Annotated in this window: 24 protein-coding genes and 1 other annotated feature; of the genes, 12 read left to right on the plus strand and 12 right to left on the minus strand. The window is 57.7% G+C overall.

The features are described from left to right. The first annotated feature begins 186 nt into the window (after nt 1-186). From G502_RS0102960 to G502_RS0102975, 4 genes are read left to right on the plus strand one after another with little or no spacing between them, the layout of a single operon-like run. Complete coding sequence (locus G502_RS0102960) at nt 187-3081, plus strand: bifunctional [glutamine synthetase] adenylyltransferase/[glutamine synthetase]-adenylyl-L-tyrosine phosphorylase (RefSeq protein WP_051151987.1); 2895 nt, start codon at nt 187-189, stop codon at nt 3079-3081. Between the two features lie 20 nt (nt 3082-3101). After that, on the plus strand, nt 3102-3566 hold the full coding sequence (gene bcp / locus G502_RS0102965) for a thioredoxin-dependent thiol peroxidase (RefSeq protein WP_022727168.1): 465 nt from the start codon (nt 3102-3104) through the stop codon (nt 3564-3566). After that, nucleotides 3563-4369, plus strand: a complete 807-nt coding sequence (locus G502_RS0102970) for a ferritin-like domain-containing protein (protein WP_022727169.1) — start codon at nt 3563-3565, stop codon at nt 4367-4369. Before bcp ends, G502_RS0102970 begins: the two co-directional genes overlap by 4 nt. After that, entirely contained in the window at nt 4366-4941 is a 576-nt protein-coding gene (locus G502_RS0102975) for a DNA-3-methyladenine glycosylase I (protein WP_022727170.1), read from the plus strand. The genes G502_RS0102970 and G502_RS0102975 overlap by 4 nt, the downstream gene beginning before the upstream one ends. 15 nt (nt 4942-4956) lie before the next feature. Here the strand turns inward: G502_RS0102975 and G502_RS0102980 are convergent, their stop codons facing one another. Further along, the gene (locus G502_RS0102980) at nt 4957-5811 is read right to left on the minus strand and encodes a universal stress protein (RefSeq protein ID WP_022727171.1); all 855 of its coding nucleotides are present in this window, start codon (nt 5809-5811) and stop codon (nt 4957-4959) included. A 12-nt stretch (nt 5812-5823) separates the two neighbouring features. Beyond that, entirely contained in the window at nt 5824-7308 is a 1485-nt protein-coding gene (locus G502_RS0102985; RefSeq protein ID WP_022727172.1) for a SulP family inorganic anion transporter, read from the minus strand. 61 nt (nt 7309-7369) lie between these two features. Continuing rightward, nucleotides 7370-7423: a sequence feature (sul1 is cis-regulatory element that is thought to sense ions involved in sulfur or methionine metabolism; They are found in Alphaproteobacteria), on the minus strand. 240 nt (nt 7424-7663) lie between these two features. Between G502_RS0102985 and purC the strand changes: the two genes are divergently transcribed. Both purC and G502_RS0102995 read left to right on the plus strand, forming a co-directional pair. Beyond that, nucleotides 7664-8425 (plus strand): phosphoribosylaminoimidazolesuccinocarboxamide synthase, encoded by a 762-nt coding sequence (gene purC, locus G502_RS0102990; protein WP_022727173.1) that lies wholly within the window; start codon nt 7664-7666, stop codon nt 8423-8425. After that, entirely contained in the window at nt 8422-8652 is a 231-nt protein-coding gene (locus G502_RS0102995) for a hypothetical protein (RefSeq protein ID WP_022727174.1), read from the plus strand. Before purC ends, G502_RS0102995 begins: the two co-directional genes overlap by 4 nt. Nucleotides 8653-8664: 12 nt before the next feature. Here the strand turns inward: G502_RS0102995 and bluB are convergent, their stop codons facing one another. Further along, the gene (gene bluB, locus G502_RS0103000) at nt 8665-9363 is read right to left on the minus strand and encodes a 5,6-dimethylbenzimidazole synthase (protein WP_022727175.1); all 699 of its coding nucleotides are present in this window, start codon (nt 9361-9363) and stop codon (nt 8665-8667) included. Between the two features lie 170 nt (nt 9364-9533). Here bluB and purS point away from each other — a divergent pair, with 170 nt between their 5' ends. The 6 genes from purS to G502_RS0103030 all read left to right on the plus strand — a co-directional run bounded on the left by purS (nt 9534) and on the right by G502_RS0103030 (nt 14380). Further along, nucleotides 9534-9776, plus strand: coding sequence for a phosphoribosylformylglycinamidine synthase subunit PurS (gene purS / locus G502_RS0103005; protein ID WP_022727176.1), 243 nt, complete (start codon nt 9534-9536; stop codon nt 9774-9776). An 8-nt stretch (nt 9777-9784) separates the two neighbouring features. Beyond that, nucleotides 9785-10474, plus strand: a complete 690-nt coding sequence (purQ, locus tag G502_RS0103010; protein WP_022727177.1) for a phosphoribosylformylglycinamidine synthase subunit PurQ — start codon at nt 9785-9787, stop codon at nt 10472-10474. Between the two features lie 38 nt (nt 10475-10512). Next, nucleotides 10513-12717, plus strand: a complete 2205-nt coding sequence (gene purL / locus G502_RS0103015; protein ID WP_022727178.1) for a phosphoribosylformylglycinamidine synthase subunit PurL — start codon at nt 10513-10515, stop codon at nt 12715-12717. Between the two features lie 34 nt (nt 12718-12751). Continuing rightward, a complete protein-coding gene (locus G502_RS0103020) occupies nt 12752-12988 on the plus strand; it encodes a BolA family protein (RefSeq protein WP_022727179.1) in 237 nt (78 codons plus the stop codon). A gap of 42 nt (nt 12989-13030) precedes the next feature. Continuing rightward, entirely contained in the window at nt 13031-13369 is a 339-nt protein-coding gene (grxD, locus tag G502_RS0103025) for a Grx4 family monothiol glutaredoxin (RefSeq protein WP_022727180.1), read from the plus strand. 102 nt (nt 13370-13471) lie between these two features. Then, nucleotides 13472-14380, plus strand: a complete 909-nt coding sequence (locus tag G502_RS0103030) for a DMT family transporter (RefSeq protein ID WP_022727181.1) — start codon at nt 13472-13474, stop codon at nt 14378-14380. Nucleotides 14381-14401: 21 nt separating this feature from the next. Here G502_RS0103030 and G502_RS0103035 read toward each other — a convergent pair whose 3' ends face one another. From G502_RS0103035 to G502_RS0103075, 9 genes are all read right to left on the minus strand, one after another. Further along, entirely contained in the window at nt 14402-15184 is a 783-nt protein-coding gene (locus tag G502_RS0103035) for a DODA-type extradiol aromatic ring-opening family dioxygenase (protein ID WP_022727182.1), read from the minus strand. Nucleotides 15185-15306: 122 nt separating this feature from the next. Then, on the minus strand, nt 15307-15921 hold the full coding sequence (gene rpsD, locus G502_RS0103040; protein WP_022727183.1) for a 30S ribosomal protein S4: 615 nt from the start codon (nt 15919-15921) through the stop codon (nt 15307-15309). A gap of 153 nt (nt 15922-16074) precedes the next feature. After that, the gene (locus G502_RS18405) at nt 16075-16911 is read right to left on the minus strand and encodes an RNA methyltransferase (protein ID WP_245560703.1); all 837 of its coding nucleotides are present in this window, start codon (nt 16909-16911) and stop codon (nt 16075-16077) included. Next, entirely contained in the window at nt 16872-18470 is a 1599-nt protein-coding gene (cimA, locus tag G502_RS0103050) for a citramalate synthase (protein ID WP_022727185.1), read from the minus strand. The genes G502_RS18405 and cimA overlap by 40 nt, the downstream gene beginning before the upstream one ends. Before the next feature lie 80 nt (nt 18471-18550). After that, nucleotides 18551-19933, minus strand: coding sequence for a cysteine--tRNA ligase (cysS, locus tag G502_RS0103055; protein WP_022727186.1), 1383 nt, complete (start codon nt 19931-19933; stop codon nt 18551-18553). 75 nt (nt 19934-20008) lie between these two features. Then, entirely contained in the window at nt 20009-21352 is a 1344-nt protein-coding gene (gene gltX, locus G502_RS0103060) for a glutamate--tRNA ligase (protein ID WP_026989005.1), read from the minus strand. A 4-nt stretch (nt 21353-21356) separates the two neighbouring features. Continuing rightward, nucleotides 21357-23042 (minus strand): NAD+ synthase, encoded by a 1686-nt coding sequence (locus G502_RS0103065; RefSeq protein WP_022727188.1) that lies wholly within the window; start codon nt 23040-23042, stop codon nt 21357-21359. A gap of 71 nt (nt 23043-23113) precedes the next feature. Then, nucleotides 23114-24271, minus strand: a complete 1158-nt coding sequence (locus tag G502_RS0103070) for a beta/alpha barrel domain-containing protein (RefSeq protein ID WP_051152024.1) — start codon at nt 24269-24271, stop codon at nt 23114-23116. A gap of 55 nt (nt 24272-24326) precedes the next feature. Beyond that, the gene (locus G502_RS0103075) at nt 24327-25718 is read right to left on the minus strand and encodes a class II 3-deoxy-7-phosphoheptulonate synthase (protein ID WP_022727190.1); all 1392 of its coding nucleotides are present in this window, start codon (nt 25716-25718) and stop codon (nt 24327-24329) included. Nucleotides 25719-25777: the final 59 nt, after the last annotated feature.

Consider the following 25777-nt stretch of genomic DNA (forward strand, 5'->3'; position numbering starts at 1 on the left):
AGAAGATATTCGTCCGATTCCAGATTCGTCGGAGCAGTACTTGACCGGGGGTTTCCGGCAACGGAGGCTCCATGAATATGCGTGTCTTCCGAAGGGATATGAATCATGTCTTCAAGCCTGTTGTCCCGGTTAGAAATACTGCCTCCGCCCGGGGACAACGAGCGGATATCTGTTGGGCGGCAACATTTGGAAGAGCGACTCCGGAATCTGGACGACGAACAACAGGATAAACTCACGGAGATTCTGGAGCACGCTCAGGTATCACAATTGCTGGATGTCATTTTTGGGTACTCGCCTTACCTGACCCAGTGCCTGTTGTCCGATCTCCCCTGGACAGGAAGAACCCTGGAGCAATCTCCCGAAACGGCATTCCAGGGCATTCTGACAGAGTGCGAAAACAAGGTGCCGGCCTGCGAAGATACTGCCCAGGCCATGCGTATCCTGAGGCAATCCAGAAGACGCACTTCACTGCTTCTAGGACTTTGTGACATAGCCGGACTGTTGGATGTGATGGCTGTAACAGAACAGCTCAGTGCATTCGCAGATACGGCCATCAACGCTGCTGTGGCCCACCTCCTCCTCCAGGCAGACAGACGCGGTGAAATCGCGCTCAAGAACCAGGATTATCCACTGACCGATTGTGGCTATCTGGTTATCGCCATGGGCAAGTACGGCGCACGAGAACTCAATTATTCCTCGGATATAGACCTGATTGTACTCTATTCACCTGAACAAATTGACTATCGCGGAAGCCGCGACCTGCAAAGCCGGATGGTCCGTTTGACCCAAGACCTGGCCCGCATGCTGGATGAACGGACTGCTGACGGGTACGTCTTTCGAACCGACCTTCGCCTGCGACCGGATCCCGGCGCCACGCCGCTTGCCCTTTCCGTCAACGCAGCCCTGTCCTACTATGAATCCACCGGACAAAACTGGGAACGTGCCGCCATGATCAAGGCACGAGCTGCAGCGGGCGATCTGGAACTCGGTGCATGGTTCCTGAATGAGCTTGCCCCCTTTATCTGGCGCAAGCATCTGGATTTCTGGGCGATACAGGACATTCACTCCATCAAACGCCAGATCCATGCGCAGAAAGGTGGATCTGTCATCGAGGTCGAGGGGCACAACATCAAGCTGGGGCGTGGCGGGATCCGCGAAATCGAGTTCTTCGTCCAGGTTCAACAGTTGATCTTCGGAGGACGCGAACCCGTGTTGCGTCCGGCCAAAACCCTGGATGCACTGGACCAGCTCGCAGAGGCAGAACGCATTTCCGCAGAAGCACAGCATGACCTCCTCGACGCCTATCGCTTCCTGCGTACTCTCGAACACCGACTTCAGATGGTCGAAGATCAGCAAACCCACAGCCTGCCGGAAACCGCCGACGGCCTTTCGCAGATCGCGGGCTTCATGGGCTATTCCAGCCAGGAGCGCTTTCGTGAAGATCTTCTCGATCACCTTCGCAAGGTCGAACGCCACTACGCCGAACTATTCGAGGAAGCGCCCAGCCTCGCAGGCCCGGGCAACCTGGTATTCACGGGTGGAGAACCGGAGCCCGAGACCCTGAAAACCCTGAAGACAATGGGGTATCAGGACGGCGAGAAAGTCTTCCATACTGTTCGGGCCTGGCATCATGGCCGCTACCGCGCCACCCGCTCGACCCGTGCCCGCCAGATTCTGACGGAAATCATGCCGGCGCTGATCGATCAGTTTGGGGAAACGCTGGACCCTGATACGGCCCTTTCGCGTTTTGATGCCTTCCTTGCGGGGCTTCCTGCGGGAGTCCAGTTGTTTTCCCTGCTGTACCAGAATCCCAAGCTCCTCGAGGTGTTGGGAGATATCATGGGTCGAGCCCCCGCTTTGGCCGATCACCTGAGTCGCAATGCCGGGCTTCTGGAAGCGGTTCTGGACTCAAGCTTTTTCGAGCCCTTGCCGGACAGGGAAACCCTGGAAAAACATTTGCGGGAGGAACTCAGTCGCGCGCGTGACTTCGAGGACTGCCTGGATGTTGTGCGCCGCTGGACAGCCGACCATCGCTTCCAGGTCGGTGTCCAGATCCTGAGGAGCAGCATAACCTCGATCGAGGCATCAACAGCGCTGTCCGACCTTGCGGAAGCCGTCATTCGTGCCTTGGCGCCCACGGTGGAGGCTCAGATGGCAGAACAGCACGGGGTCATACCCGACGGCGGATTGCTGATCCTGGCGCTCGGCAAACTGGGCGGGCGTGAAATGACCTTCAGTTCCGATCTGGACCTGGTTTTCCTCTATCAGACTGCAGATGACCACGCGGAATCGGACGGCCGAAAGCCCTTGTCCGCCAGCGTTTACTATGGGCGTCTTGCACAGCGTATCATTACGGCCCTGACTGCATTGACAGCTGAAGGCCAGCTTTACGAAGTGGACCCGCGTTTGCGGCCATCCGGTGCGGCGGGCCCCATCGCGCTGTCCGTCAACGGCTTTGCAAAGTACGAACAGAATGACGCCTGGACCTGGGAACACATGGCCCTGACAAAGGCACGCGTCATACATGGTCCGGCAAGTCTGACGAGCGATCTCGAGAACCATATCCACGCGGTCCTCACAAAGCACCGCGATCCCGATCAGCTCCTGCTGGCCGTACACGATATGCGCAGGCGAATTGAGAAGGAGCATCCCGGGAAATCGATATGGGACTGCAAGTATGTGCGCGGCGGGCTCTACGATCTGGATTTCCTGGCTCAGTACCTGCAATTGCGCGACGCAGCAGATTGTCCCGATATCATATCTCCCTCCTCCGAGCAGGCCTTCAGCAAAATGGCGAAGGCAGGTTTGATCGAGCAGGAGGAAAATGAGGACCTCAGCCGTGCCATGCGGCTCTTTCGTCAGGTGCAGAACTTCCTGCGCCTGACGATGGGGGATGACTTCAAAGAGGAACAAGCTAATGCGCCCCTGAAGCTCGCTCTTGCCAGAGCCACGGAGTATCCCACTTTTGAAGAGCTGAAAGACGCTTTGACGATCAGTGCCCAGACCGTTACCCGATATTACAGCAAACGAATCGAGCAACCTGCTCAGGCACTGACCGATACGCGTGAATCAACAAAATAAGATGCAAGAAGGAGAAACAAATGGCGCTGGAAGAAGGCCAGAAAGCCCCTGATTTCACAATGCCCACCGATGGAGGGGGCAAGATATCCCTCAGCGAGCTTCGCGGGCGCAAGGTTGTCCTCTACTTCTATCCGCGCGATGACACTTCGGGCTGCACCAAGGAAGCCTGCGGCTTTCGTGATTCCCTGCCGGACTTCTTCGGAACCGATGCAGTCGTAATCGGTGTTTCAAGAGACTCCGTAAAGTCCCACGACAAGTTCAAGGACAAGCACAACCTGAATTTCACGCTGGCATCTGATGAGGACGGATCGGTATGCGAGGCCTATGGCACATGGGTCGAGAAATCCATGTATGGCAAGAAATTCATGGGCATCGAACGCTCAACCTTTCTGATCGATGAAGAGGGCGTGTTGCGCAAGATATGGCGCAAGGTAAAAGTCAACGGTCATGTGGATGCGGTTCTGCAGGAGGCGCAGAAGCTTTGACCGAAGCAAACCTCTCGGCGGCGGCAATCAAGATCCTTGAAACCGCTTCCGCCGAGCAGAAAGCCAGGCTCGGGCGAGATATCGCTGCGCAATGGCGGGGGGCAACCCGTCGCACTGTCGGACATGCACGTCCTCCGAACCGTCCGGCTCGCCCAGACACGCCCCGGCTACGGCCACCCCGGGAGGTCCCGAGACGCAAGATCGGGACCGGTCCCGAAGGCCGCATTGCGCTGTTGCATGCCCTGGCACACATCGAGTTGAACGCCGTGGACCTGGCATGGGATATCATCGCGCGCTTTGGTGACCAGGCCTTGCCGGAAGCATTCTTCGATGACTGGGTTCGCATCGCAGACGAAGAATCGAAACACTTTCTGCTATTGTCTGAACGCTTGGAGGTACTTGGTTCGCATTACGGTGCCCTGCCTGCTCACGACGGACTTTGGCAGGCCTCTGAAGCGACAGCCGATAACCTGCTTGCCCGTCTGGCCGTCGTCCCCATGGTGCTGGAAGCGCGCGGCCTGGACGTCACGCCTGACATGATAAGAAAGCTCAAGGCCGCGGACGACAGGCGGTCGGCGGAAATACTCGAACTCATCTACCAAGAGGAAATTGGGCATGTGGCGGTCGGGCGCAAATGGTTCGAATGGCTCTGCGCGCAGAAGGATCTGAAGCCGGTGGACACCTGGCAGGATCTTGTAAGCCGATATTTCCGCGGGCCATTGAAACCGCCCTTCAATGAAGAAGGGCGCGCACTGGCCGGTTTCCCCTCCTGCTACTACGCGCCTCTGGTCACACCGGCATGACCCAATCCCGCTGCGCCTGGGTCACGGATGACCCCCTATATATTGCCTACCATGACACGGAATGGGGGCGCCCCCAGGAAGATCCCAAGCTTCTGTTCGAGACCCTGATGCTGGAAGGCTTTCAGGCTGGCCTCTCCTGGTTGACGATCCTGAAGAAGCGCAAGAACTTCCGTGCGACCTTCGCCGGATTTGATCCCGAAATATTGGCAAGCTGGGAAAACGAGCAGGTCGAAAGACTGCTTCAGGACCCAGGCATTATACGCCATAGAGGCAAGATCGAAGCCACTCTGGGCGGCGCACGTAGTTGGTGCCGAATCATGGATGAGCATCCTAAAGGCTTCGCGGGCTTCATATGGGAAAGCGTGGCAGGTGCGCCGCGTATCAACCGCTTTTCCCGGCTGGAAGAAGTACCGAGCGAAACAACTGAATCACGTGCGCTTTCGGCAAAACTCAAGAAGGCGGGGTTTCGCTTTGTTGGCCCCAAGATTTGCTACGCCTTCATGCAGGCTTCGGGTCTGATCAATGACCACCAGATTAACTGCTTCCTTCATCCGGACAGGCTGCCGCAATAGTTTACCTGACAAGACTCATCGGAACAGCAGAACGGGAATCGGGCAGGAGCGGATCATTTCGCTTGTCGTGCTTCCAATGATCAGACTGCGTATCCGTGAATGCCCGTAAGCCCCCATGACCAGCAGGTTTGCGGCCTCATTCTCGACGGCCCTGGCTATGAGCTTTTCGGGCTGTCCCTGTAGCCGTTCCGTCGTAACGACACGACTTGCCTCCTCAAGCTCCTTCCGGGCCGCCTCCAGGGATTGCCTGTTGCTGTCACTGTCCTCCCCGACCAACAGCAGGTGACATGCCAGGTCGGCAAACAGGGGGCCTCTGGCCATATAGCTGATTGCCTTGCGGCAACTGGGCCCACCGTCAAAGGTCACCAGCACCTTCTGTACTGGCTTGTAACTGCGCGAAGCGACCAGAATTGGTTTCCTGCTGCTGCGGACAATACGCTCCAGGTTGGAGCCGAGATGGAGACGGGCAAAATCCGCGGCTTCACCTCTCTTTCCGACCACGAGCATTTCAGCCAGGTCTTCATATTCCTCAACAGCCGCCAGGATGTCCCCAGTCCGCAAGCGGGTCGATACGGACTGCACGCCTGCTTCATTCAAAGCCGTCTTCGCTTCGTTCAGGATCAGACGCCCTCTTTTCTGTGCAAGCTGCGCGCGCTGTTCATCTAGTTCCGTGAGTTCCTTCAGCAGAGAGGATCGTGCCCCAAGCGAAATGCTTCCACTCAGGTCGGAAGGTGTGCTCGATATCTCCCGGCGCCCCAGCACATGCAGAACTTCCAAGGGCAGTCCCGTTTCCCGGGCCAGCCAGGCCGCGTGCTCGCATACACTCTTGGAATAGATGGAGCCATCAATGAAGGCGACGAGTTTGGACATGTTTCTTCCTTCCTAATGGCCCAGCAGGCGTTCCATTGCATCGGGCTTGTCATGAATGCCCAGCCGACCCACCAGAGTTCGGCTGGCTTCGTTGAGGCCGGTTATCTCCACGGAGGCGCCTTCGCGGCGAAACTTGACGACTGCCGTGTCCAAGGCTGCCACACTCGAAAGGTCCCAGATATGGGCACGGCTGACATCAATCGTCACCTTCTCGAGCGCCTCTCGGAAATCAAATGCCGCCATAAAGTCCTCGACCGAGGCAAAGAAGAGCTGTCCCTCAACCTTGTAGAGCCTGGAGGTTTCATCCTCGGACAGCTCAGAAGAAACCTCGAATATCCGTGCAATCTTCCATGCGAAGAATATTGCGGAAAGCAGAACACCGACCAGCACGCCGATGGCAAGATTGTGCGTGAGCACAACACAGACGACCGTTGCCAGCATGACCAGTGAAGAACTGCGGGGATGATGCTTGAGGTTCCGGATCGATGACCAGCTGAAAGTACCGATGGCCACCATGATCATGATGGAAACGAGCGCAGCCATCGGAATCTGCTTCACCCAGTCTCCAAGGACGACAATCATGAACAACAGGAAGACGCCTGCAGTGAATGAGGAAAGCCGCCCGCGTCCACCGGATTTGATATTGATGATGGACTGCCCGATCATGGCACAGCCTGCCATGCCTCCAATGAAGCCGGTGGCCGTGTTGGCGAGTCCCTGGCCGATGCATTCCCGGTTCTTGTCACTGGCTGTGTCCGTCAGTTCATCAACGATGGAGGCTGTCATGAGGGATTCCAGAAGACCGACTGCGGCCACGGCGGCCGAATAAGGCAGAATGATCGAAACTGTCTCCAGCGTTAAGGGCACATCGGGAAGAAGGAAAACAGGTAGTGTCGACGGAAGTTCTCCCATATCCCCGACTGTACGCAGGTCCATCCCCAAGCCAATGGAGACACCCGTAAGCACAAGGATGCAAACCAACGGAGAAGGTATTGCCTTGGTCAAGCGCGGGAAGAGATAGATGATCGCCAGGCCGGCAGCGACCATGACATAGGTCAGGGAGGGCACCCCCGTCAGTTCGGGGATTTGTGCCAGGAAGATGAGGATCGCCAAGGCGTTCACGAACCCCGTCATAACGGAGCGGGAAACGAATCGCATCGCATAACCCAAGCGAAGGTAGCCAGCGAGTATCTGCAACAGGCCCGCCAGTATGGTGGCTGCCAGCAGGTATTCCAGACCATGGTCACGCACCAGGGTGATCATCAGCACGGCCGTGGCAGCCGTAGCTGCCGAGATCATGCCTGGACGCCCTCCCGTGAAGGCCGTGATGACGGCAATCGAGAAGGATGCATACAGCCCGACCTTGGGGTCGACTCCAGCAATAATGGAAAAAGCAATGGCTTCCGGGATCAGCGCCAGGGCAACGACAACACCGGATAGTACATCCGCGCGCAGATTGCCCAACCACTGCTCGCGGTAGGCAGAAAATAAAGACATGAGTTTCCGTTGATACGAATAAACTTCGGGCAACCAGGCCCTCAGGGAATCCTTGGTTTTTTGTTGTCCGGCGGATAGGCGGCCGGAGAAGCCATCCGGCTATACCGAATCCTGGCGAAGAATCATGAGAACGGGCTTATCCCGCACTGCAACATAACAATCAAGCGCTGTTTTGCGACTGCGAAACAGGGGAGGTTTCAGCCACCCATAGCATGCGCTAAAGCGCTTCAGCCCTGCATTGGCTGCGATTGTCCGCTCTTCCACACACTGCTATACAAGCGGGAACGATGATGGAATTCGGCTTCCGGATACTGATCCAATATCAAATCAACCTGCTCGGCGATCGGACAGCAACATGCGGCGCAAGAAAATTTATGAAGGCAAGGCCAAGGTCCTCTTTGAAGGCCCCGAGCCAGGGACATTGGTTCAGTACTTCAAGGATGATGCCACGGCCTTCAACAATCAGAAGCAGGGCTTGATTGCGGGCAAGGGCGTTCTCAACAACCGGATTTCCGAATTTCTCATGCAGAAATTGGAAGAGATCGGCATTCCCACGCATTTCGTGCGACGCCTGAACATGCGCGAACAGTTGATTCGGGAAGTCGAGATCATTCCATTGGAAATCATCGTGCGCAACGTCGCGGCTGGTTCACTCAGCAAGCGCCTGGGCATTGAAGAAGGTACCATCCTGCCTCGCGCCATTGTCGAATATTGCCTGAAGGACGATGCCCTCGGCGATCCGATGGTCACCGAGGAGCACATTACGGCTTTTGGCTGGGCCAGTCCGCAGGACCTCGATGAGATGTTGCAACTGACCTTGCGCATCAATGATTTCCTGAATGGTCTCTTCCTCGGAATCGGTCTCAAGCTGGTGGATTTCAAACTGGAATTCGGGCGTCTCTGGGAGGATGACCAGATGCGAATCGTTCTGGCGGACGAGATCAGTCCGGATAGCTGCCGTCTCTGGGACGTTGCCACCAATGAGAAGCTGGACAAGGACCGCTTCCGCCAGGATATGGGCAAGGTCGAGGAAGCCTATCAGGAAGTGGCGCGTCGTCTCGGAGTCCTGCCGGAAGCCGGACCTGTCGACATGAAGCCGCCGAAAGTCATGCAATGAGCGGACATCGCCCAGGACGTGGGCCGCTGCTCGTTCTCATCGTGGCCAGCTTCTTCATAGCGGGCGTCGGGCTGTTGTCTCTGAACTCTTACACAAACCTGCAGTACGCTGGTATCGAGAGTTATTGGGGACCACTGCTCTTCGCCCTGATCGGTGCCGGCTTCCTCGTTGCGCTTTTCATCAGCCTGATCATTCGCCAGAACCGGCATTCCCGGCGTAACAAGTAAACCGGCAGGACTTCACGAACGCCTATGCATGATGGTCGCTGAAGGCTCCTGCCGCGCCTGCCAGCCTGTCTCCTGCAATTCGGCAACCCTGCTGGTATGCAAGGGATAGCCCATGCAGAGATAACCGACAAAGCTCCAGGCCTTCGGGACATCCAGATCCCGCTTGAGTCGGGCCGGATCAAGGATGGAAACCCAACCCATCCCAATCCCCTGCCCGCGCAGCAACAGCCACAATGTGTGGATGGCCATCACGACGGAATAACGTCTGGTTTCCGGCATGGTTGACTGCCCCAGGCCATGTCCCTGGATGGTTCCCTCGTCGCAGAAAACAGCCAGTTGTTCCGGCGCCTGCTGCAAGCCTTCGAGCTTCAAGCTGGCATAGAGTTGACGCCGTTCCGAGGATTGGGATCGGAGCGCATCCTCATTGCAGGCCTGGAAATTGCAAACAATGGCATTCCTGGCCTTCGCATCGGATACCTTGATGAAACGCCAAGGTTGGCTGTTGCCGACCGATGGCGCTGTATCACAGGCAAGCGTCAGGGTGTCATCGACAACTCCCTGAGGAAGGCTTGACGAGCTGAAATGACGGACATCCCTGCGCCAGTACAGAAGTTCCTCCAGCTTGTGGCGGAACGCAGCATCAAAGTGCGGCTCATTTGCGGCCTGCCGGTCGTCCTCGGACCGCAGTTCTCGAAACTGGCTGAACTCCATAAGAGGCATCCTTGCAACATCCCGATGTCTTGTGATCCTGTCCCTGAGCCTACTCGCTTGGCTGTCCCGCGACCAGCCTGCCAGGTAGAGCAAAAGGGGCCGATCGGACGTTGCGGCTCGGGGGCCAGGGGGGTAGTCTCCGCGCGATTGAAGCTGGGAGGGATCTGGTGATGAAAGCCCGTATTCACGTAACGCTCAAGCCCGGTGTTCTGGACCCTCAGGGCAAGACTATTTCACATGCGCTGGATGCGCTTGGATTCGATGGTGTGGAAGAAGTTCGCCAAGGAAAATACCTGGAACTCGACTTGAAGGAATCCGATCCCGAAAAGGCCCGGGCCGAAGTCGACGAGATGTGCCGGAAGTTGCTGGCCAACACTGTCATCGAGAACTACCAGGTCGAAATCGAGGCCTGAGCGGGATCATGCAAACTGCCGTTATTCGCTTTCCGGGGACAAACCGAGAAAAGGACGTGGTCATGGCACTGGAACGTGCCACGGGTCATGCTCCCCATGTGGTGTGGCACAAGGATGCCAGCCTTCCGAAGGTTGATCTGATCGTCCTGCCCGGGGGATTCTCCTATGGTGATCACCTGCGTGCAGGCGCCATGGCAGCCCATTCCCCCGTCATGAAAGAAGTTGTCCGGCAGGCGGAACGGGGTGTCGCCGTACTCGGGATCTGCAATGGATTCCAGATCCTGACGGAAGCCGGACTTTTGCCCGGTGCCCTGTTGCGAAATGCCGGCCTGAAGTTCGTGTGCCGGGATGTCCACCTGCGCGTAGAGACAACCGAAAGCCCTTTCACGACCGGTTACCGGAATGGCCAGGTGATACGGGTGCCGGTCGCGCATCACGACGGCTGCTATTATGCCGACGGGCAAGAACTGAAAAGGCTGCGTGATGAGGACCGTATCGCGCTTCGCTACTGTTCTGCTCAAGGCGGGCAGGATGATCGCAGCAATCCCAACGGATCACAGGATGAGATTGCAGGTATTCTCAGTGCCTCAAGGCGGATCCTGGGACTGATGCCGCACCCCGAGAATGCGACAGAGCCGCTACAGGGCGGAACCGACGGCTGTGGGCTCTTTGATAGCTTGACCCACACACTCAACTGACTTGCACCCTAGCGCATTTTCGCGCCGGAGAGAGAAACGTGAGCGAAATCACACCGGAAATCATCGCCGAACACGGTCTGGCCCCCGAAGAGTACGAGCGGGTCAAGGAAATCATGGGGCGCGAGCCAAACCTGGTGGAACTGGGCATATTTTCCGTGATGTGGTCCGAGCACTGCTCATACAAGTCATCCAAGAAGTGGCTGAAGTCCCTGCCCACAACAGGGCAGCACGTGATCCAGGGACCTGGCGAGAATGCGGGCGTCATAGACTTAGGAGAAGGCCAGGCGGCCGTCTTCAAGATCGAGAGCCACAACCACCCCAGCTTCATAGAACCCTATCAGGGGGCGGCCACGGGTGTCGGTGGCATTCTGCGAGATGTATTCACCATGGGCGCCCGCCCCATCATGAACCTGAACGCGCTGCGCTTCGGAGATCCGCGACATCCAAAGACCCGCCACCTTCTGGCTGGTGTGGTCGCCGGCATCGGTGGGTACGGGAACTGTGTCGGCATTCCCACGGTGGGCGGCGAGATCAACTTTCACCCCGCCTACAACGGCAACATCCTCGTCAACGCCATGACCGTAGGCCTGGCACCAAGCGACCGCATATTCTATTCGGCGGCTGCGGGCCCCGGAAACCCGGTTGTCTACGTCGGCTCGAAGACAGGGCGGGACGGGATACATGGCGCCACCATGGCCAGTGCCGAATTCGGCGATGACTCCGAGGAAAAACGCCCCACGGTTCAGGTCGGTGATCCCTTCACCGAGAAGCTTTTGATCGAAGCCTGTCTGGAACTCATGGAAACGGACGCCATCGTTGCCATCCAGGACATGGGCGCAGCCGGCCTCACTTCCTCTTCCTTCGAAATGGCCTCCAAGGGTGGAGTTGGCGTCGCCCTGGACCTGGAACGTGTGCCCATGCGTGAAGAAGGCATGACTCCCTACGAGTTGATGCTCTCGGAAAGCCAGGAGCGCATGTTGATGGTCCTCAAGCCCGGGCACGAGGACGAAGCCCGCCAGATTTTCAGGAAATGGGATCTGGATTTCGCCGTGATCGGGCACCTGACGGACAGCGGACGCATGGAGCTACGCTGGCACGGTGAAACCGTTGGCGATCTGCCCATCGACCCCCTGGCCGAAGCGGCGCCGGAATACGACCGTCCGCACAAGTCCACGCCTGCGCCTGCACCATTGAACGACGGCAACACGCCCGAAACCACAGAGCCTCTGCAGGATCTCAAGAAGCTTATGAGCACTGCGGATCTGTGCAGCCGACGCTGGGTTTGGGAGCAGTACGACCATCTGATCAACGGGGACACCATTCGTCGGCCGGGTGGAGATGCGGCTGTCGTCCGCCTTCCGGACGGACGCCGAGGGCTGGCAGCCACGACCGACTGCACTCCGCGCTATTGCCAGGCTGACCCGCATGAAGGCGGCAAGCAGGCCGTCGCCGAGAGCTGGCGCAATCTTTGCGCGGTCGGAGCCCATCCCATGGCCGTGACCAACAACCTGAATTTCGGGAACCCCGAGCGCCCTGAAATCATGGGCCAGATCGTGGGCTGCATCCAGGGCATGGGGGAGGCCTGCAGTGTGCTCGCGTATCCCGTTATCTCGGGGAATGTCTCGCTCTACAACGAGACAGGGGGACAGCCGATCCTGCCCACACCGGTAATCGGAGGGGTTGGCCTGGTTGATGATCTGGAGGAACTGCCGGCCGCCGGCTTTACGGCCGCAGACCTTGACATCATTCTGGTGGGGGAAACGCGCGGACATCTCGGTCAATCCTTGTACCTGCGCGAATTGCATGGCCGCGAAGAAGGCCCCGCCCCTCCTGTGGACCTGGAATCCGAAAAGCGTAATGGGCGCTTCATTCTTCAACAGATTGAAGCCGGCCGAGTCACAGCCTGTCATGACATCTCTGACGGAGGCCTTCTGGTGGCCCTGGCCGAAATGGCACTGGCGGGGAATCTCGGCCTGTCCCTGGAAGCAAGAGGTGCACGCACGACAGCCGCATGGTTGTTCGCAGAGGACCAGGCGCGCTATGTTGTGGTGACAAACGAGAAAGAGGCCGTGCTGGAAGCGGCCGGGAAAGCAGATATCAAGGCTGAGGTGATCGGTCGCACCGGAGGGGATTCGTTGAAACTCTCTTCAGGTCAACACATCTCTCTAGAGGAATTGCGAGAAGGTCATGAAAACTGGCTAGATCGCTACATGTCCGAGAATCCAGCCGATTCTGTAGCCTGAAAATAGTAAGTGGACTGACAGGAGTAACAGCCATATGCCGATGAATCCGGCGGAAATCGAGAGCTTGATCAAGGAAGGAATCCCGGACGCTCAGGTCACGATTGAGGACCTGCGCGGGGACGGTGATCACTACGCCGCCTATATCGTATCGGAATCCTTTCGAGGAAAAAGCCGCGTGCAGCAGCACCAGATGGTTTATCAGGCTCTACAGGGACGCATGGGGAATGAGCTTCATGCCCTCGCCCTCCAGACATCGGCACCCACAGAGTAAACGGCAGTCAGGCGATACTGGGCCGTATTAGAGAGGCAAGTCATGGATAATCCCGTTTTCGAGCGCATCAAGCAGGACGTAAGCGACAACGACGTCGTCGTTTACATGAAGGGTACGCCGGTTTTTCCGCAGTGCGGTTTCTCCGCCGTGGTCGTCCAAGTGATGACCCACCTCGGGGTCAAGTACAAGGGCATCAACGTCCTTGAGGATCCCGGTCTGCGCCAGGGCATCAAGGACTATTCGAACTGGCCAACCATCCCCCAGCTCTATGTTAAGGGCGAATTCGTGGGAGGCTGCGACATTGTCCGTGAAATGTTCCAGAGCGGTGAGTTGACCGAATTGATGACTTCTCGTGGCATAGAAGTCGAAACCGCCGCCTGATCTTCCAGGTTTCACAAACCGCCTATTGGAAAATGCGCCCTTCTCTCGAGGGCGCATTTTTTCTGTAGGCAAAGCTTTGCCCGGGCGGGAAATAACAGGATCATGGACAGTATCCGACAGGCACCAACACCCCCTCTCCCATCGGAATCATCCGGACTGCTACTGGGTTTTCTGGGAGTGACGGGCTTCAGTATCACGCTCCCAGCCACGATCCTGGCTCTGGACTCTTTCGATCCCTATTTCATCGCGCTGGGACGCGCGGCCCTGGCCGGTTTCTGTGCCGTCCTCATCCTTGTCGTGACGCGTTCTCCGATTCCCCGTGGGCGCATGTGGAGAGATATTGCCGTCGCCTCGAGCGGTGTGGTCTTCGGCTTTCCACTGCTCACCTCATGGGCCATGCAGCACGTGCCCGCCAATCACGGAGGCGTCGTATTGGGTCTCCTGCCCTTGGCCACGGCATTGGCAGGTGTAATCATCAATGCGGAACGCCCCTCGCTGCGTTTCTGGTTGTTCGGCCTTCTTGGCAGCGCGACGGTCATCGCCTTTTCGCTCTTCCAGGGGGCTGGCGGCATCCATATTGCTGACCTGGCCCTGCTTGCGGCAGTTGCCTTTGCAGCCTTGGGCTACGCGCAAGGGGCGCGTCTCTCGCAGAGCATGAAGGCCTGGCAAACGATCTGCTGGGCACTTGTCATTGCCCTGCCCGTGACACTGCCTGCGGGTTTCCTGCTCTTTCCCTACGAAACCCCTATTCCGACATTACCGGCTTTTGGTGGCTTCCTCTACGTCGCCCTCATCAGTCAATTCGCCAGCTTTTTTGCCTGGTACAAGGGACTGGCCATGGGCGGTGTCGCACGTGTGGGACAGATGCTGCTGCTGCAACCCTTCCTGACGTTTGCGGCCGCCTACCTGCTTCTGGGTGAACAGATTGACCTGATGACGGTTGGCTTCGCCTGTCTTGTCGTCTTCTTCGTAGCCCAGGGGCAAAAGGCCCCCATCCGCAGAACAACCTAAGGGCCGCAAACTATCATTCACTCAAGACCAGGCATAGCTGGCCATGGAAAGACTGCCGTGGCTGAAGCTTCGATGCAGGACTTCCCCTTGCTTGTCGCGGGCCGCGCCCAAGGCAACGAAGAAGGGCAGGAAATGTTCATCGGTTGGATGTGCCTGGAGGTGGTCGGATCTGGCTGAATAGCTCAGCAGTTCATCTACAGCACCAGAACGGACATGCTCCGCCAGAAAGTCGTCGAAACTGCGGGCCCACTCAGCAACATTCACAGGGTCCCGTCGATATTGCATCAGGTTGTGAACTGCCCCGCCAGAAGCCAGGATCAGGACGCCCTCCTCTTTCAAGGGCTGCAGGGCCTCCCCCATAACATAATGGAAGTCAGCACCGCGATCCGGGGAAACCGAAAGCTGAGTCACAGGAACGTCAGCCTGTGGAAACATTTCCAGAAGCGGCACCCAGGCCCCATGATCCAGGCCACGATTTGCATCGCTTCCTGCCTGAATGCCCTTCTTCTCCAGAAGCTTCTTGGTGCGCTCTGCCAATTCTGGGGCACCTGCCGCAGGATACTCCAACTCATAGAGTTCCCTGGGAAAACCATAGAAGTCGTGGATCGTCTCAGGGGCTTGCGCCAGGGAAACAGTCGGCAGGCTGCTTTCCCAATGGGCTGACACGACCAGGATCGACTCGGGTTGACCGCCTTGGCTCAGGTGACTGCCCAATTCACGCAGGAAAGCCCGCGCAGGGTTTTCACTTTCCAAGGGCAAGGTTGGCGCACCATGCGAGACAAAAACGGAGGTCGGCTTATTCATGATTCACACTCTAGATTGATCATACCAATCAACATAAGTGTAGAATCCGCCCCTCATAAGACAGAACGGGGGCGAAACTGCGTTTCGCCCCCGTCAACAATCGGCCTGATAAAGGAAAAGACTTAGCGTGAATAGAACTCGACGACCAGGTTCGGTTCCATCTGAACGGCATAGGGCACATCCGCGAGCTTCGGTCCACGAATAAGGCTTGCCTTCATCTCACGATGGTCGACCTCGATATAGTCGGGGACGTCGCGTTCCGGCAAGGCGACAGCTTCAAGCACCACCGTCAATTCCTTGCTCTTCTGCTTGATCTCGACGACATCGCCATCACGCACCTGATAAGAAGGAACATTGACGCGCTGGCCATTCACCATGACATGCCCGTGATTCACGAACTGGCGCGCGGCGAAGACGGTGGGGACGAACTTCGAACGATAGACCACGGCATCAAGGCGGCGCTCGAGCAGCTCGATCAGGTTTTCACCCGTATCTCCACGGCGGCGCACGGCCTCTTCGTAATAGCGACGGAACTGGCGTTCACCAATGTTGCCGTAGTAGCCCTTCAGCTTCTGCTTGGCAAAGAGCTGGGTTCCATAATCGGATGGTTTGCGGCGGCGCTGGCCATGCTGGCCAGGGGCATACTGACGACGGTTAACTGGGCTCTTCGGGCGTCCCCAAAGGTTTTCGCCCATGCGTCGGTCAATCTTGTACTTGGAACTCAGGCGCTTTGACATCTGCGCGCTCCTCTTTAATCGAAGTTTGTCCCGGTAGTCCGTTGCACTCTGGCTGGCGGGCAGGACTCTTAGTCCCCCACATTCCCGGGAATGGGGCCGGACTATACTTCCGCAGCCCCATAAGTCAAACAGCCATTTGCCAGTGACAAACACTCAGTTTTCGAGGGTATCCGGCTCTTCTCGTTTAGCCGATGGTGCCCGGCGAACCTTTGCCCCCAGTAACGCAGAGAGCACACCGTGCAAGGTACGAATTTCCTGCTCCGTCGGCTCTGCGCGCAACAAGAAACTACGCAGATTCCGCACCATGGCCGGCCGTTTCTCGGGTGGGTGAAAAAACCCTTTCTCCTCCAACACCCCTTCCAGGCGTTCGAAAAAACCGACAAGCATGCCCCGATCTGCCAGAGGACTGTTACCCGATGGAACTTCCCGGGGTGGTGCTTCACTGCCTTCCTGGAACCACTCATAGGCAAAAACCAGGACGGCCTGGGCAAGGTTCAGCGACTTGTAAGCCGGGTTCAGTGGAATGCGTATGATCGCATCTCCGAAAGCCAGGTCGTCATTCTCCAGGCCGGTGCGCTCGGGACCGAAAAGCACACCACAGCGCAAGTCGCTCCCGGCGAGGCTGTGCACCTCAGCGGCCGCCGCGCGTGCGGTAAGAGTAGGTTTCACAAGTTCACGGTTTCGGCCCGTTGTTACATAGACTCTATGAAGGTCGGCGACGGCATCGCCGGTTGAAGGATAAACGCGTGCTTTCTCAAGAACTTCTGTTGCGCTTGCGGCCGCCGTGACGGCATCACGATTTGGCCAGCCATCGCGTGGCTTCACCAACCGCAAATCGGTCAGCCCACAGTTCAACATGGCACGAGCCGTCATACCGATGTTCTCACCCAATTGCGGGGCGACAAGAATGACGGCTGGCGCGAATTCCTGAGGCGACATCAGGTCAGACATCAGGTCACTGGGGTCTGGTTGTTCCTGAACAGCTTCCATGTGATGGCATCCGATAACGCATTGAACGAGGCATCAATGATATTTGCGGAGACACCGACGGTTATCCATCGTCCCGTGCGCCCTCCGCTCTCGATCATCACACGCGTGATCGCGCCGGTTCCGTCCTGGGGTGTCAGAATGCGCACCTTGTAGTCCAACAGCCGCATTGTCTCCAGGATTGGATAGATGGGCAGTAGCGACTTCCTCAGGGCTCTGTCCAGGGCATCGACAGGTCCGTTGCCCTCCGCCACAGTCATTGTCCCTTCCCCATTGATGGCAAGGTTGATCGTGGCTTCGGATTCCGTCACCAGTTCACCGCGCGCGTTCCAGCGCCGATCATCCATGACCCGGAAACGCTGAAGCGTGTAGTATTCGGGGACGCTGCCCAGGGTACGTCGCGCCAGAAGTTCAAATGATGCTTCGGCGGTATCATAGGCATAGCCATTGAATTCGCGCTGTTTGATCTCGTCGACAAGCCGGTTGACTTTTTCATCCTTCGGATCAACTTCAATCCCGAATTCCTTGAGACGAGACAAAATATTGGCCCGACCGGCCTGATCCGAAACGACGATGTGCCGTACGTTCCCGACACGTGCTGGCTCCACATGTTCGTAGGTGCGCGGATCCTTCTCGACCGCAGAAACATGGAGGCCACCCTTGTGGGCAAAGGCATTGTCGCCAACGTAGGCGGCGGACCTCTGGGACGTACGGTTCAGACGCTCGTCCAGAAGCCGCGAAATCGGCTTTAGCTGGGTCAACTGCGTATCCGAAATGCCTGTCTCAAAATCTGTCTTGAGCGACAGTGAACCGATCAGGGACACCAGGTTGGCGTTGCCACAACGCTCGCCCAGACCGTTCAAGGTTCCCTGGATCTGACGCGCCCCCGCCCTGACCGCGGCCAGTGAGTTTGCGACGGCATTCTCCGTGTCGTTGTGAGCATGAATTGCCAGATGCGAGTCAGGAAGCTCCCGCCGCACCTCTCCCACGATCTCCTCGACTTCATGAGGCAGCGTACCCCCGTTGGTATCGCAGAGAACCAACCAGGAGGCTCCTCCCTCCTGTGCCGCTTTCAGGCAGGCCAGGGCATAGTCCCGGTTACTCTTGAAGCCGTCGAAAAAGTGCTCCGCATCGAACATCGCCTCGGCCTTGCAGGTATTCAGGTGCGCGATGCTGTCCCGGATCATATCCAGGTTTTCCTCATTGCTGACCCCCAGGGCCAATTCCACGTGAAAGTCCCAGGTCTTGCCGACAATGCAGGCCGCATCCGTTTGTGCATTGACCAGGGCCGACAAGCCAGGATCGTTGGCAGCCGAGCGGCCGGATCTACGTGTCATGCCAAACGCGACAAAGCTCGCATGTTTCAACTCGGGCGGTTCCGCAAAAAAGGCATTGTCCGTCGGATTGGCACCCGGCCAACCGCCTTCGACGTAGTCCACCCCCAGGCGGTCGAGACCCTGCGCAATCGCAATCTTGTCAGATACCGTGAAATCAACGCCGTTGGTCTGCGCCCCGTCACGCAGGGTCGAATCGAAAAGATAGATGCGCTTGTCGTCTGACATGTTTTTACTCTTTCAAATCAAATTCTTGCTGCGCAAGCTTGGGCGGAAAATTCAATTCCCTGAAGGCTTCCGGTCCTTGGTCATCTCCGACGCCAAGTGGTACCTTGCGCCCCATCCTCCAACAGGATGCCACGCTCCAGAAGATCATCACGTATCCTGTCTGCCGTCGCAAAATCCCGCGCCTTGCGCGCAGCAAGCCGCTCTGCGATCAGGCGCTCGATCTCAACAACATCCAGGTCTCCCTCGCTGCCCTTGAACCACGCTTCTGGGACACGTTCCAGCAGTCCCAGAAGATGCGCTCCTGAAAGCAGGGCTTCAGCGCAGCCAACTTTCTCTTCATCACTGGCCTTGTTGAGCTCATGCGCCAGATCGTGGAGGGCGGAAAGAGCAAGGGGTGTGTTCAGATCATCTGACAGGGCGTCGAGAAGCCTTTCGGGTGTTTCCTCACGGCTGGCTTCAGGCAGGCTATCCCCCAAGGGACGCAAGGCCCCATAGAGACGATCAAGCTGGCTTTTCGATTCCGCCAGTTTCTCGCGGTTGATGTCCAGGGGCTGGCGGTAATGGCCGGAAAGCAGAGCCAGTCGAATGACTTCGCCGTCGTAGCCTTCTTCAAGCAACTGGCGGACGGTCAGAAAATTGCCGAGAGACTTCGACATCTTCTCGCCATTGACGACAACATAGCCGTTGTGCAGCCAGTAACGGGCCATCCTTGACGTGCCGTGTGCACAGCGGCTTTGAGCCAACTCGTTCTCATGATGCGGGAAAACCAGGTCCTGGCCACCGCCGTGAATATCGAAGGTTTCCCCAAGATGCTCGGCGCTCATGGCAGAGCATTCGATATGCCAGCCCGGACGTCCTCGTCCCCATGGGCTTTCCCACCCTGGCTGGTTCTCGGCACTGGGCTTCCAGAGCACAAAGTCAGCCGGATCTTTCTTGTACGGGGCCACATCGACACGCGCACCTGCGACCAGGTCATCACGGGAGCGTCGGGAAAGCTGTCCGTAATCCTCCATGGAAGGGACCGAGAAGAGCACGTGACCCTCGGCCACGTAGGCATGCTCCTTCTCCACAAGGTCCTCGATCATGGCAATCATCTGACCGATATGCCCCGTGGCACGCGGTTCGATCGTCGGTCGAAGCGCCCCCAGTGCATCCATGTCCTCATGAAAGGCCGCCGTGGTGCTCTCGGTGATATCGCTGATACTGCGCTGCTGCTCGTCGGCCGCCGTCAGGATCTTGTCATCGACGTCCGTTATGTTCCGGACATAGGTTACGCGCGTATCTCCATAGACATGGCGAAGCAGTCGGAACAGGACATCGAAGACAACGACAGGCCGCGCATTTCCGATGTGCGCAAAGTCATAAACGGTCGGGCCACAGACATAGATGCGCACCCTCTCCGGATCTTCCGGGACAAAGGTTTCCTTTCGGCGTGTCAGCGTGTTGTAGAACTGCAAGGGCATATGATCCGGTCCGCTGGCGCTATGTCGCGCGCTCTTTCGTGTTTGCACCATCTATCCTCTGCCGCACAGGGCGGGTCAAGCCGTCTGCCCCTCAAGGCGCTTGGCTGCCCGTTCGTAGCCAATCTGCGGCAGCAGATGCTTCAATTCGGGTCCTGAGGATAGCCCCGTAAGGGCCAGTCGCAAGGGCATGAACAGAGCCTTGCCTTTCCGACCTGTCTTGTCCTTCACGGCCTGCGTCCAGATGGACCAGGTAGAAAGATCCCAGGGCACAGGCGGCAGAAGTTCACGTGCGGTTTCCAGAAAGGAACCATCCTCGACCACTGGCGCAATTTCCGATCGACAGATGCGATACCAGGTCAAGGCATCCTTGCGCGTTTCCAGATTCCCGCGAATGGCCAGCCACAGGTCTTCGGTAAAATCCGGGCCCGTTTCTTGCTGCAGCCAGTCGGCAATCCTTGTAAAGGGCATTTCATGCAGAATGCGGCTGTTCAAAGCCTGCAGCTCATCGGGATCGAACCGGGGTGTCGCCCGCCCGTAACGCGAGATATCGAAACCAGGCATCAGGTCCGTGGGATCCTGACCACTTTCAACAGGGTCCGGGGTGCCAAGACGCGCCAGATAGGCGTTCAGGGTCATCGCCTCCAGGCCATCCTGGCGCAATTGGGCCAACGAGAGAGACCCAAGACGCTTGGACAGTCCCTGCCCCTGTGCACCGGTCAATAAAGGCAGATGCGCAAAAGTGGGCGGTTCTCCCTCCAGCGCCTGGAACAACTGAATCTGCACCGCAGTATTTGCAACGTGATCCTCGCCGCGCAGGACATGGGTAATTCCCAACTCAAGGTCATCAACCACCGATGAAAGGGTATAGAGCGGACGTCCGTCCTCGCGAAGCAGCACAGGATCGGAGAGCTTGTCGCCTTCGAAGTGCTGTGCTCCGCGGACGGCATCGTCCCAGTCGATCGGATCATGAGCCAGGCGGAAACGCCAGTGCGGACGGCGTCCTTCCTCCTCAAAGGCTTTTTTTTGCGATTCACTCAGTGTCAGGCCTTCGCGATCATAGATCGGCGGCCGTCCGGACTTGAGCTGGAGCTTGCGCTTCAACTCCAACTCTTCAGGCGTCTCGTAACAGGCGTAGAGACGCTCGGAAGTCTTCAATCGCTCGATTGCCAGGTTGTAGCGATCCAGTCGATCAGATTGCCGAGCGAATTCATCCCAATCCAGCTGCAACCATTTCAAGTCAGCCTCGATGGCATCCGCAAAGGCCTGGGTTGAGCGCTCCTGGTCGGTATCATCCAGACGCAGCAGGAACGAACCACCTTGCTGACGTGCCCAGAGCCAGTTCAGAAGTGCCACACGTGCATTTCCGACATGAAGCGCGCCGGTAGGGCTTGGTGCAAACCTGACTTTCATATTATTCAGCCCCTTATGCAGGCCCTTTGAATCTGTTTACGATCGGATAGCGTCGATCGCGCCCAAACGAGCGGCGCGTGATCTTGACGCCCGGCGGTGCCTGCCGGCGCTTGTACTCCGCATTCTCGAGCATGCGCCAGACTTGGTTGATGACCGATCGCTCATGACCGCGTGCCGCAATTTCTTCGACACCAAGCTCTTCCTCGATCATGCAGCTCAGGATATCGTCCAGCATGTCATAGGTGGGCAGGCTGTCCTGATCCGTCTGATCAGGCCTCAACTCGGCCGTTGGCGCCTTGGTGATGATACGTTCGGGAATCACCTGCCCGGCAGGTCCCTTCACATTGTCAGGACGGTTCTGATTTCGCCAACGCGAGAGACTGTAAACCGTTGTTTTGTAGACATCCTTCAAGGCGTTGAAACCACCGCACATGTCGCCATAGAGCGTGGAATAGCCCACACTCATCTCGGACTTGTTTCCGGTGGACAGAACCATGTGCGCGAACTTGTTGGACAACGCCATCAGGAGAATACCGCGGATACGCGCCTGAATGTTCTCTTCGGTCGTGTCCGGATCCAGTCCCGAGAAAAGCGGAGCAAGCATGCCATCGAATGCTTCAACGGCCGGATTGATTGCAACATCGTCCAGTTGCACCCCCAGAAGCGCAGCACATTCGCGCGCATCCTCGAGGCTTTCCTGGCTGGTATAGCGCGACGGCATCATGACACAGCGCACCCGGTCCGGGCCCAGGGCATCGGTTGCCAGAACGGCAGACAGTGCAGAATCGATCCCACCGGACATGCCGATGATGACTCCGGGAAAGCCGCTCTTGTCCACGTAATCACGCAAACCGGTTACCAGGGCGCTGTAAATATCAGCCTCCCCTTCGCTCTGCCCTTCACGCAGACCTACGGCGCAATCCCAGCCGTCACTGCCTTCGTGCCAATCGCTGCATATCAATGCTTCCTCGAAGCAGGGCAGTTGGAAGCGCAGGTCGCCGCGCGACCCCAGCACAAAGCTGGCTCCGTCGAAAACCAACTCGTCCTGCCCTCCCACCTGGTTGACATAAATCAGAGGAAGCTCCGTCTCGATCACGCGGGACAGTGCCAGTTGTAGACGTTCCTCACGTTTTCCGGTCTCATAGGGTGATCCATTTATGACCACCAGCATCTCGGCACCGGATTCAACCAGGCATTCAGCGACATCCGGCTGCCACATATCTTCACAGACCAACAGACCCAAACGATGCCCCCGGAAATCAACAGGACCGGTCAAAGGCCCTGGCTGGAAGACCCGCATTTCATCGAAAACACCGTAGTTCGGCAGCAGGTGCTTGTAGCGAACGGCCGAAACCTCACCCTGATCCAGAAGCAATGCTGCATTGTAAGCCTTCTCCCGTAGAGGTGCGTCGAGAGACCCGCCTTCGTACCAGGGAGCTCCAACCACAATGCCGGTCGCTGTCCCTGCGGTATGTGCGGCAAGCTCGACGACAGCCTGCCGGGCCGCCTTCAGAAAAGCAGGCTTCATCACCAGGTCCTCCGGCGGATAGCCAGTGATGCACAGTTCCGGACAGACAAGAAGATTCGCGCCCTGAGCAGCAGCAAGGCTGTGGAGTTTCTCCAGCTTGTCCAGGTTCCCGGGAATATCTCCGACAACCGGATTGAATTGCGCAAGCGCTATCTTGAGGCCTTCTGTCATGGCGTCTGTCTACTGGCTATGAAGGGGACCGGCAATGGCAGGCAGGAATGATATGAAACCGGCAGCAGAAATCAGCGCCGAAGCAGGAACTCGCGCCCGACCTTGACGCGCGGCTTGCCGTCGTATTCCACAATATCAGCCGTTGCGTAGGTTTCGGACCAACGGATCGGCAGGAAACTGCCTGTCCCGATGACATTGATGGGTGCATGGGCATCGGACATCAGGCGGCACTTCTTGGGCCCGAAACCACTGGAAGCAACAATGCGCACTTTCTGGAATCCAGCTTCATCCAGTGCCTCGCGAAGCCGCCAGATGGCTGCAGCAGACACCCCTGGCCCGACCAGATAGCGCAATTCCTCTTCGGTACGAAAACCTCGAATGGCCTCCGGCACGTGACGTTCCAGCACCGCGTAGGATGCCGGCGGGTCCAGGGTTTCCATGTAGCGGCTACCAGCAATATCTATACGCAAGGAAAGCTGTCCCTCGCGGGCCCTCTTGCTGAAAGCACGGCATACTTCCAGGCTGTCTGTCACTTCGTGTCCAAAGTAATCCACCAGAACGGTCATCGGCTCATCCGAAAAGCACTCGTCGTACATTTCCGCAGCCCGCAAGGTTGAACCTGCATAGCCGATGAAGGCGTGCGGCATGGTCCCGGCGCCCTTCTCCTGACCGAAGAAATGAGCTGTCGCATCGGTCGAGCTCCCCACGAACCCGACTGCCCCGACCTTGCGTTTTGCCCGCTCCGAGCCGACAGAAGCCGCGTAGGCCATCAACTCAGCCATCTCCGTTCCCGCGCAATGGCGCGCGTCCATTGCGAGGAAAGCCACATGCGGCAGGTCCGCACACATGGAAAAGGCATTGTGGGCGGCCACACAGGCAGGGCCAAGCTTCTGCAATATGAGGGTCTCAAGATCACAAAGGTGATAGAGGGAACCGGTGATATACATGATGGGCTCACCGGCGCCGACCCACTTGCCTTCCCGGTAGCGCAAGTCCACGTCAAACTCGACGCCTCGATCTGCGGCCACTTGGTTCAACCAGTCAACCACAAGACCTGGTGCGGATATGACAGGACGGCGCATGAACAGCGCATAGGTAACCTGAGCATCGCCGAACCGGCCGACCGCCTGCTTCGTGCGCTTGAAGTAGACATCACTCCAGTCGGCGATGGTATCTTCTCTAGTCCCTGCAGCTTGATCTTCAGACGGTTGCCTGTTTTCAGCTGCCATTCGTTCCGTCATGCGATCGGTCCCTGAAGCAGGCCTTCAGTTGCAGATAAGCGTGTTATTTCGCGGCGGCAACAGGGGCCGACACCTGACCAGCCATCTGGCGTTCCGCCTTCAGTTCACCAGCAATCAGGAAGGCCAACTCCAGAGCCTGACTGGCATTGAGGCGCGGATCACAATGCGTGTGATAACGGTCCCCCAGCATGCCTTCATCAATGGCCTGGGCCCCACCGATGCACTCAGTGACATCCTGCCCGGTCATCTCGAAATGCACGCCACCTGCATAGGTGCCTTCCGCACGATGAACGCCAAAGAACTGACGCACTTCGGACAACACGCGATCGAAGGGGCGTGTCTTGTAACCGGATCCCGACTTGATGGTGTTTCCATGCATGGGATCACAGGACCAGACGACATTGCGACCTTCGCTCTGCACCCGGCGCACAAGGGCCGGCAGGTGATCTTCCACCTTCTCGTGCCCCATCCTGGAAATCAGGGTCAGGCGGCCCTTCTCATTCTCGGGATTCAGGCGGTCGATCAAGCGGATCAGATCATCGGGATCCAGTGCGGGACCGCACTTCATTCCTATGGGGTTCTTCACGCCACTCAGGAATTCGACATGAGCCTCGTCAATGTTGCGTGTACGATCGCCAATCCAGAGCATATGCGCGGAACAGGCATACCAGTCCCCTGTTAGACTGTCTGTCCGTGCCAGCGGCTCTTCGTAGGGCAGCAGCAGGGCTTCGTGACTGGTATAGAAATCCGTTTCGCGCAGCTGCTGCACGGTCTGCGGCGTGACTCCGCAGGCCTCCATGAACGCCAGGGCTTCATCTATGCGGCTGGACAACTCTTCATAGCGCTGTCCCTGCGCACTGTCTTCCACGAAGCGCAGGTTCCACTGGTGGACCTTGTAAAGGTCCGCAAACCCACCCTGGGCAAAGGCACGCAACAGGTTCAACGTGGCCGCGGCCTGGTTGTAGGCCTGGAGCATGCGCTGCGGATCCGGGTGGCGCGCCTCTTCGGTGAAGTCTATGCCGTTGATGATATCACCACGATAGCTGGGCAGCTCCACGCCATCCTGCGTTTCGGTATCAGCCGAGCGCGGCTTGGCAAACTGTCCTGCCATCCGTCCGACCTTCATGACCGGGCATGATGCGCCGAAAGTCAGCACAACGGCCATCTGCAGCAAGACCTTGAAGGTGTCGCGGATGTTGTTGGGGTGAAATTCAGCAAAGCTCTCCGCACAGTCTCCCCCCTGCAACAGAAAAGCCTTACCATCGACCACCTGTCCCAGGCCTTCCTTCAAGCGACGTGCTTCGCCAGCAAAAACCAGCGGCGGGTAATTGCGAAGGGTTCCCTCGGCCGCCTTCAGCGCCTTTTGATCGGGATACTTCGGGACCTGCCGAATGGGCTTGTCCCTCCAACTGCTTGGGCTCCATGCTTTTGTCATATCAAAAACCTGACTTAACTCTTGTTCATCGGCCGACCACAACCCGGCCGCAAATACGG

It is taken from the genome of Fodinicurvata sediminis DSM 21159, from assembly GCF_000420625.1.
GTDB classification, from domain to species: domain Bacteria; phylum Pseudomonadota; class Alphaproteobacteria; order Kiloniellales; family DSM-21159; genus Fodinicurvata; species Fodinicurvata sediminis.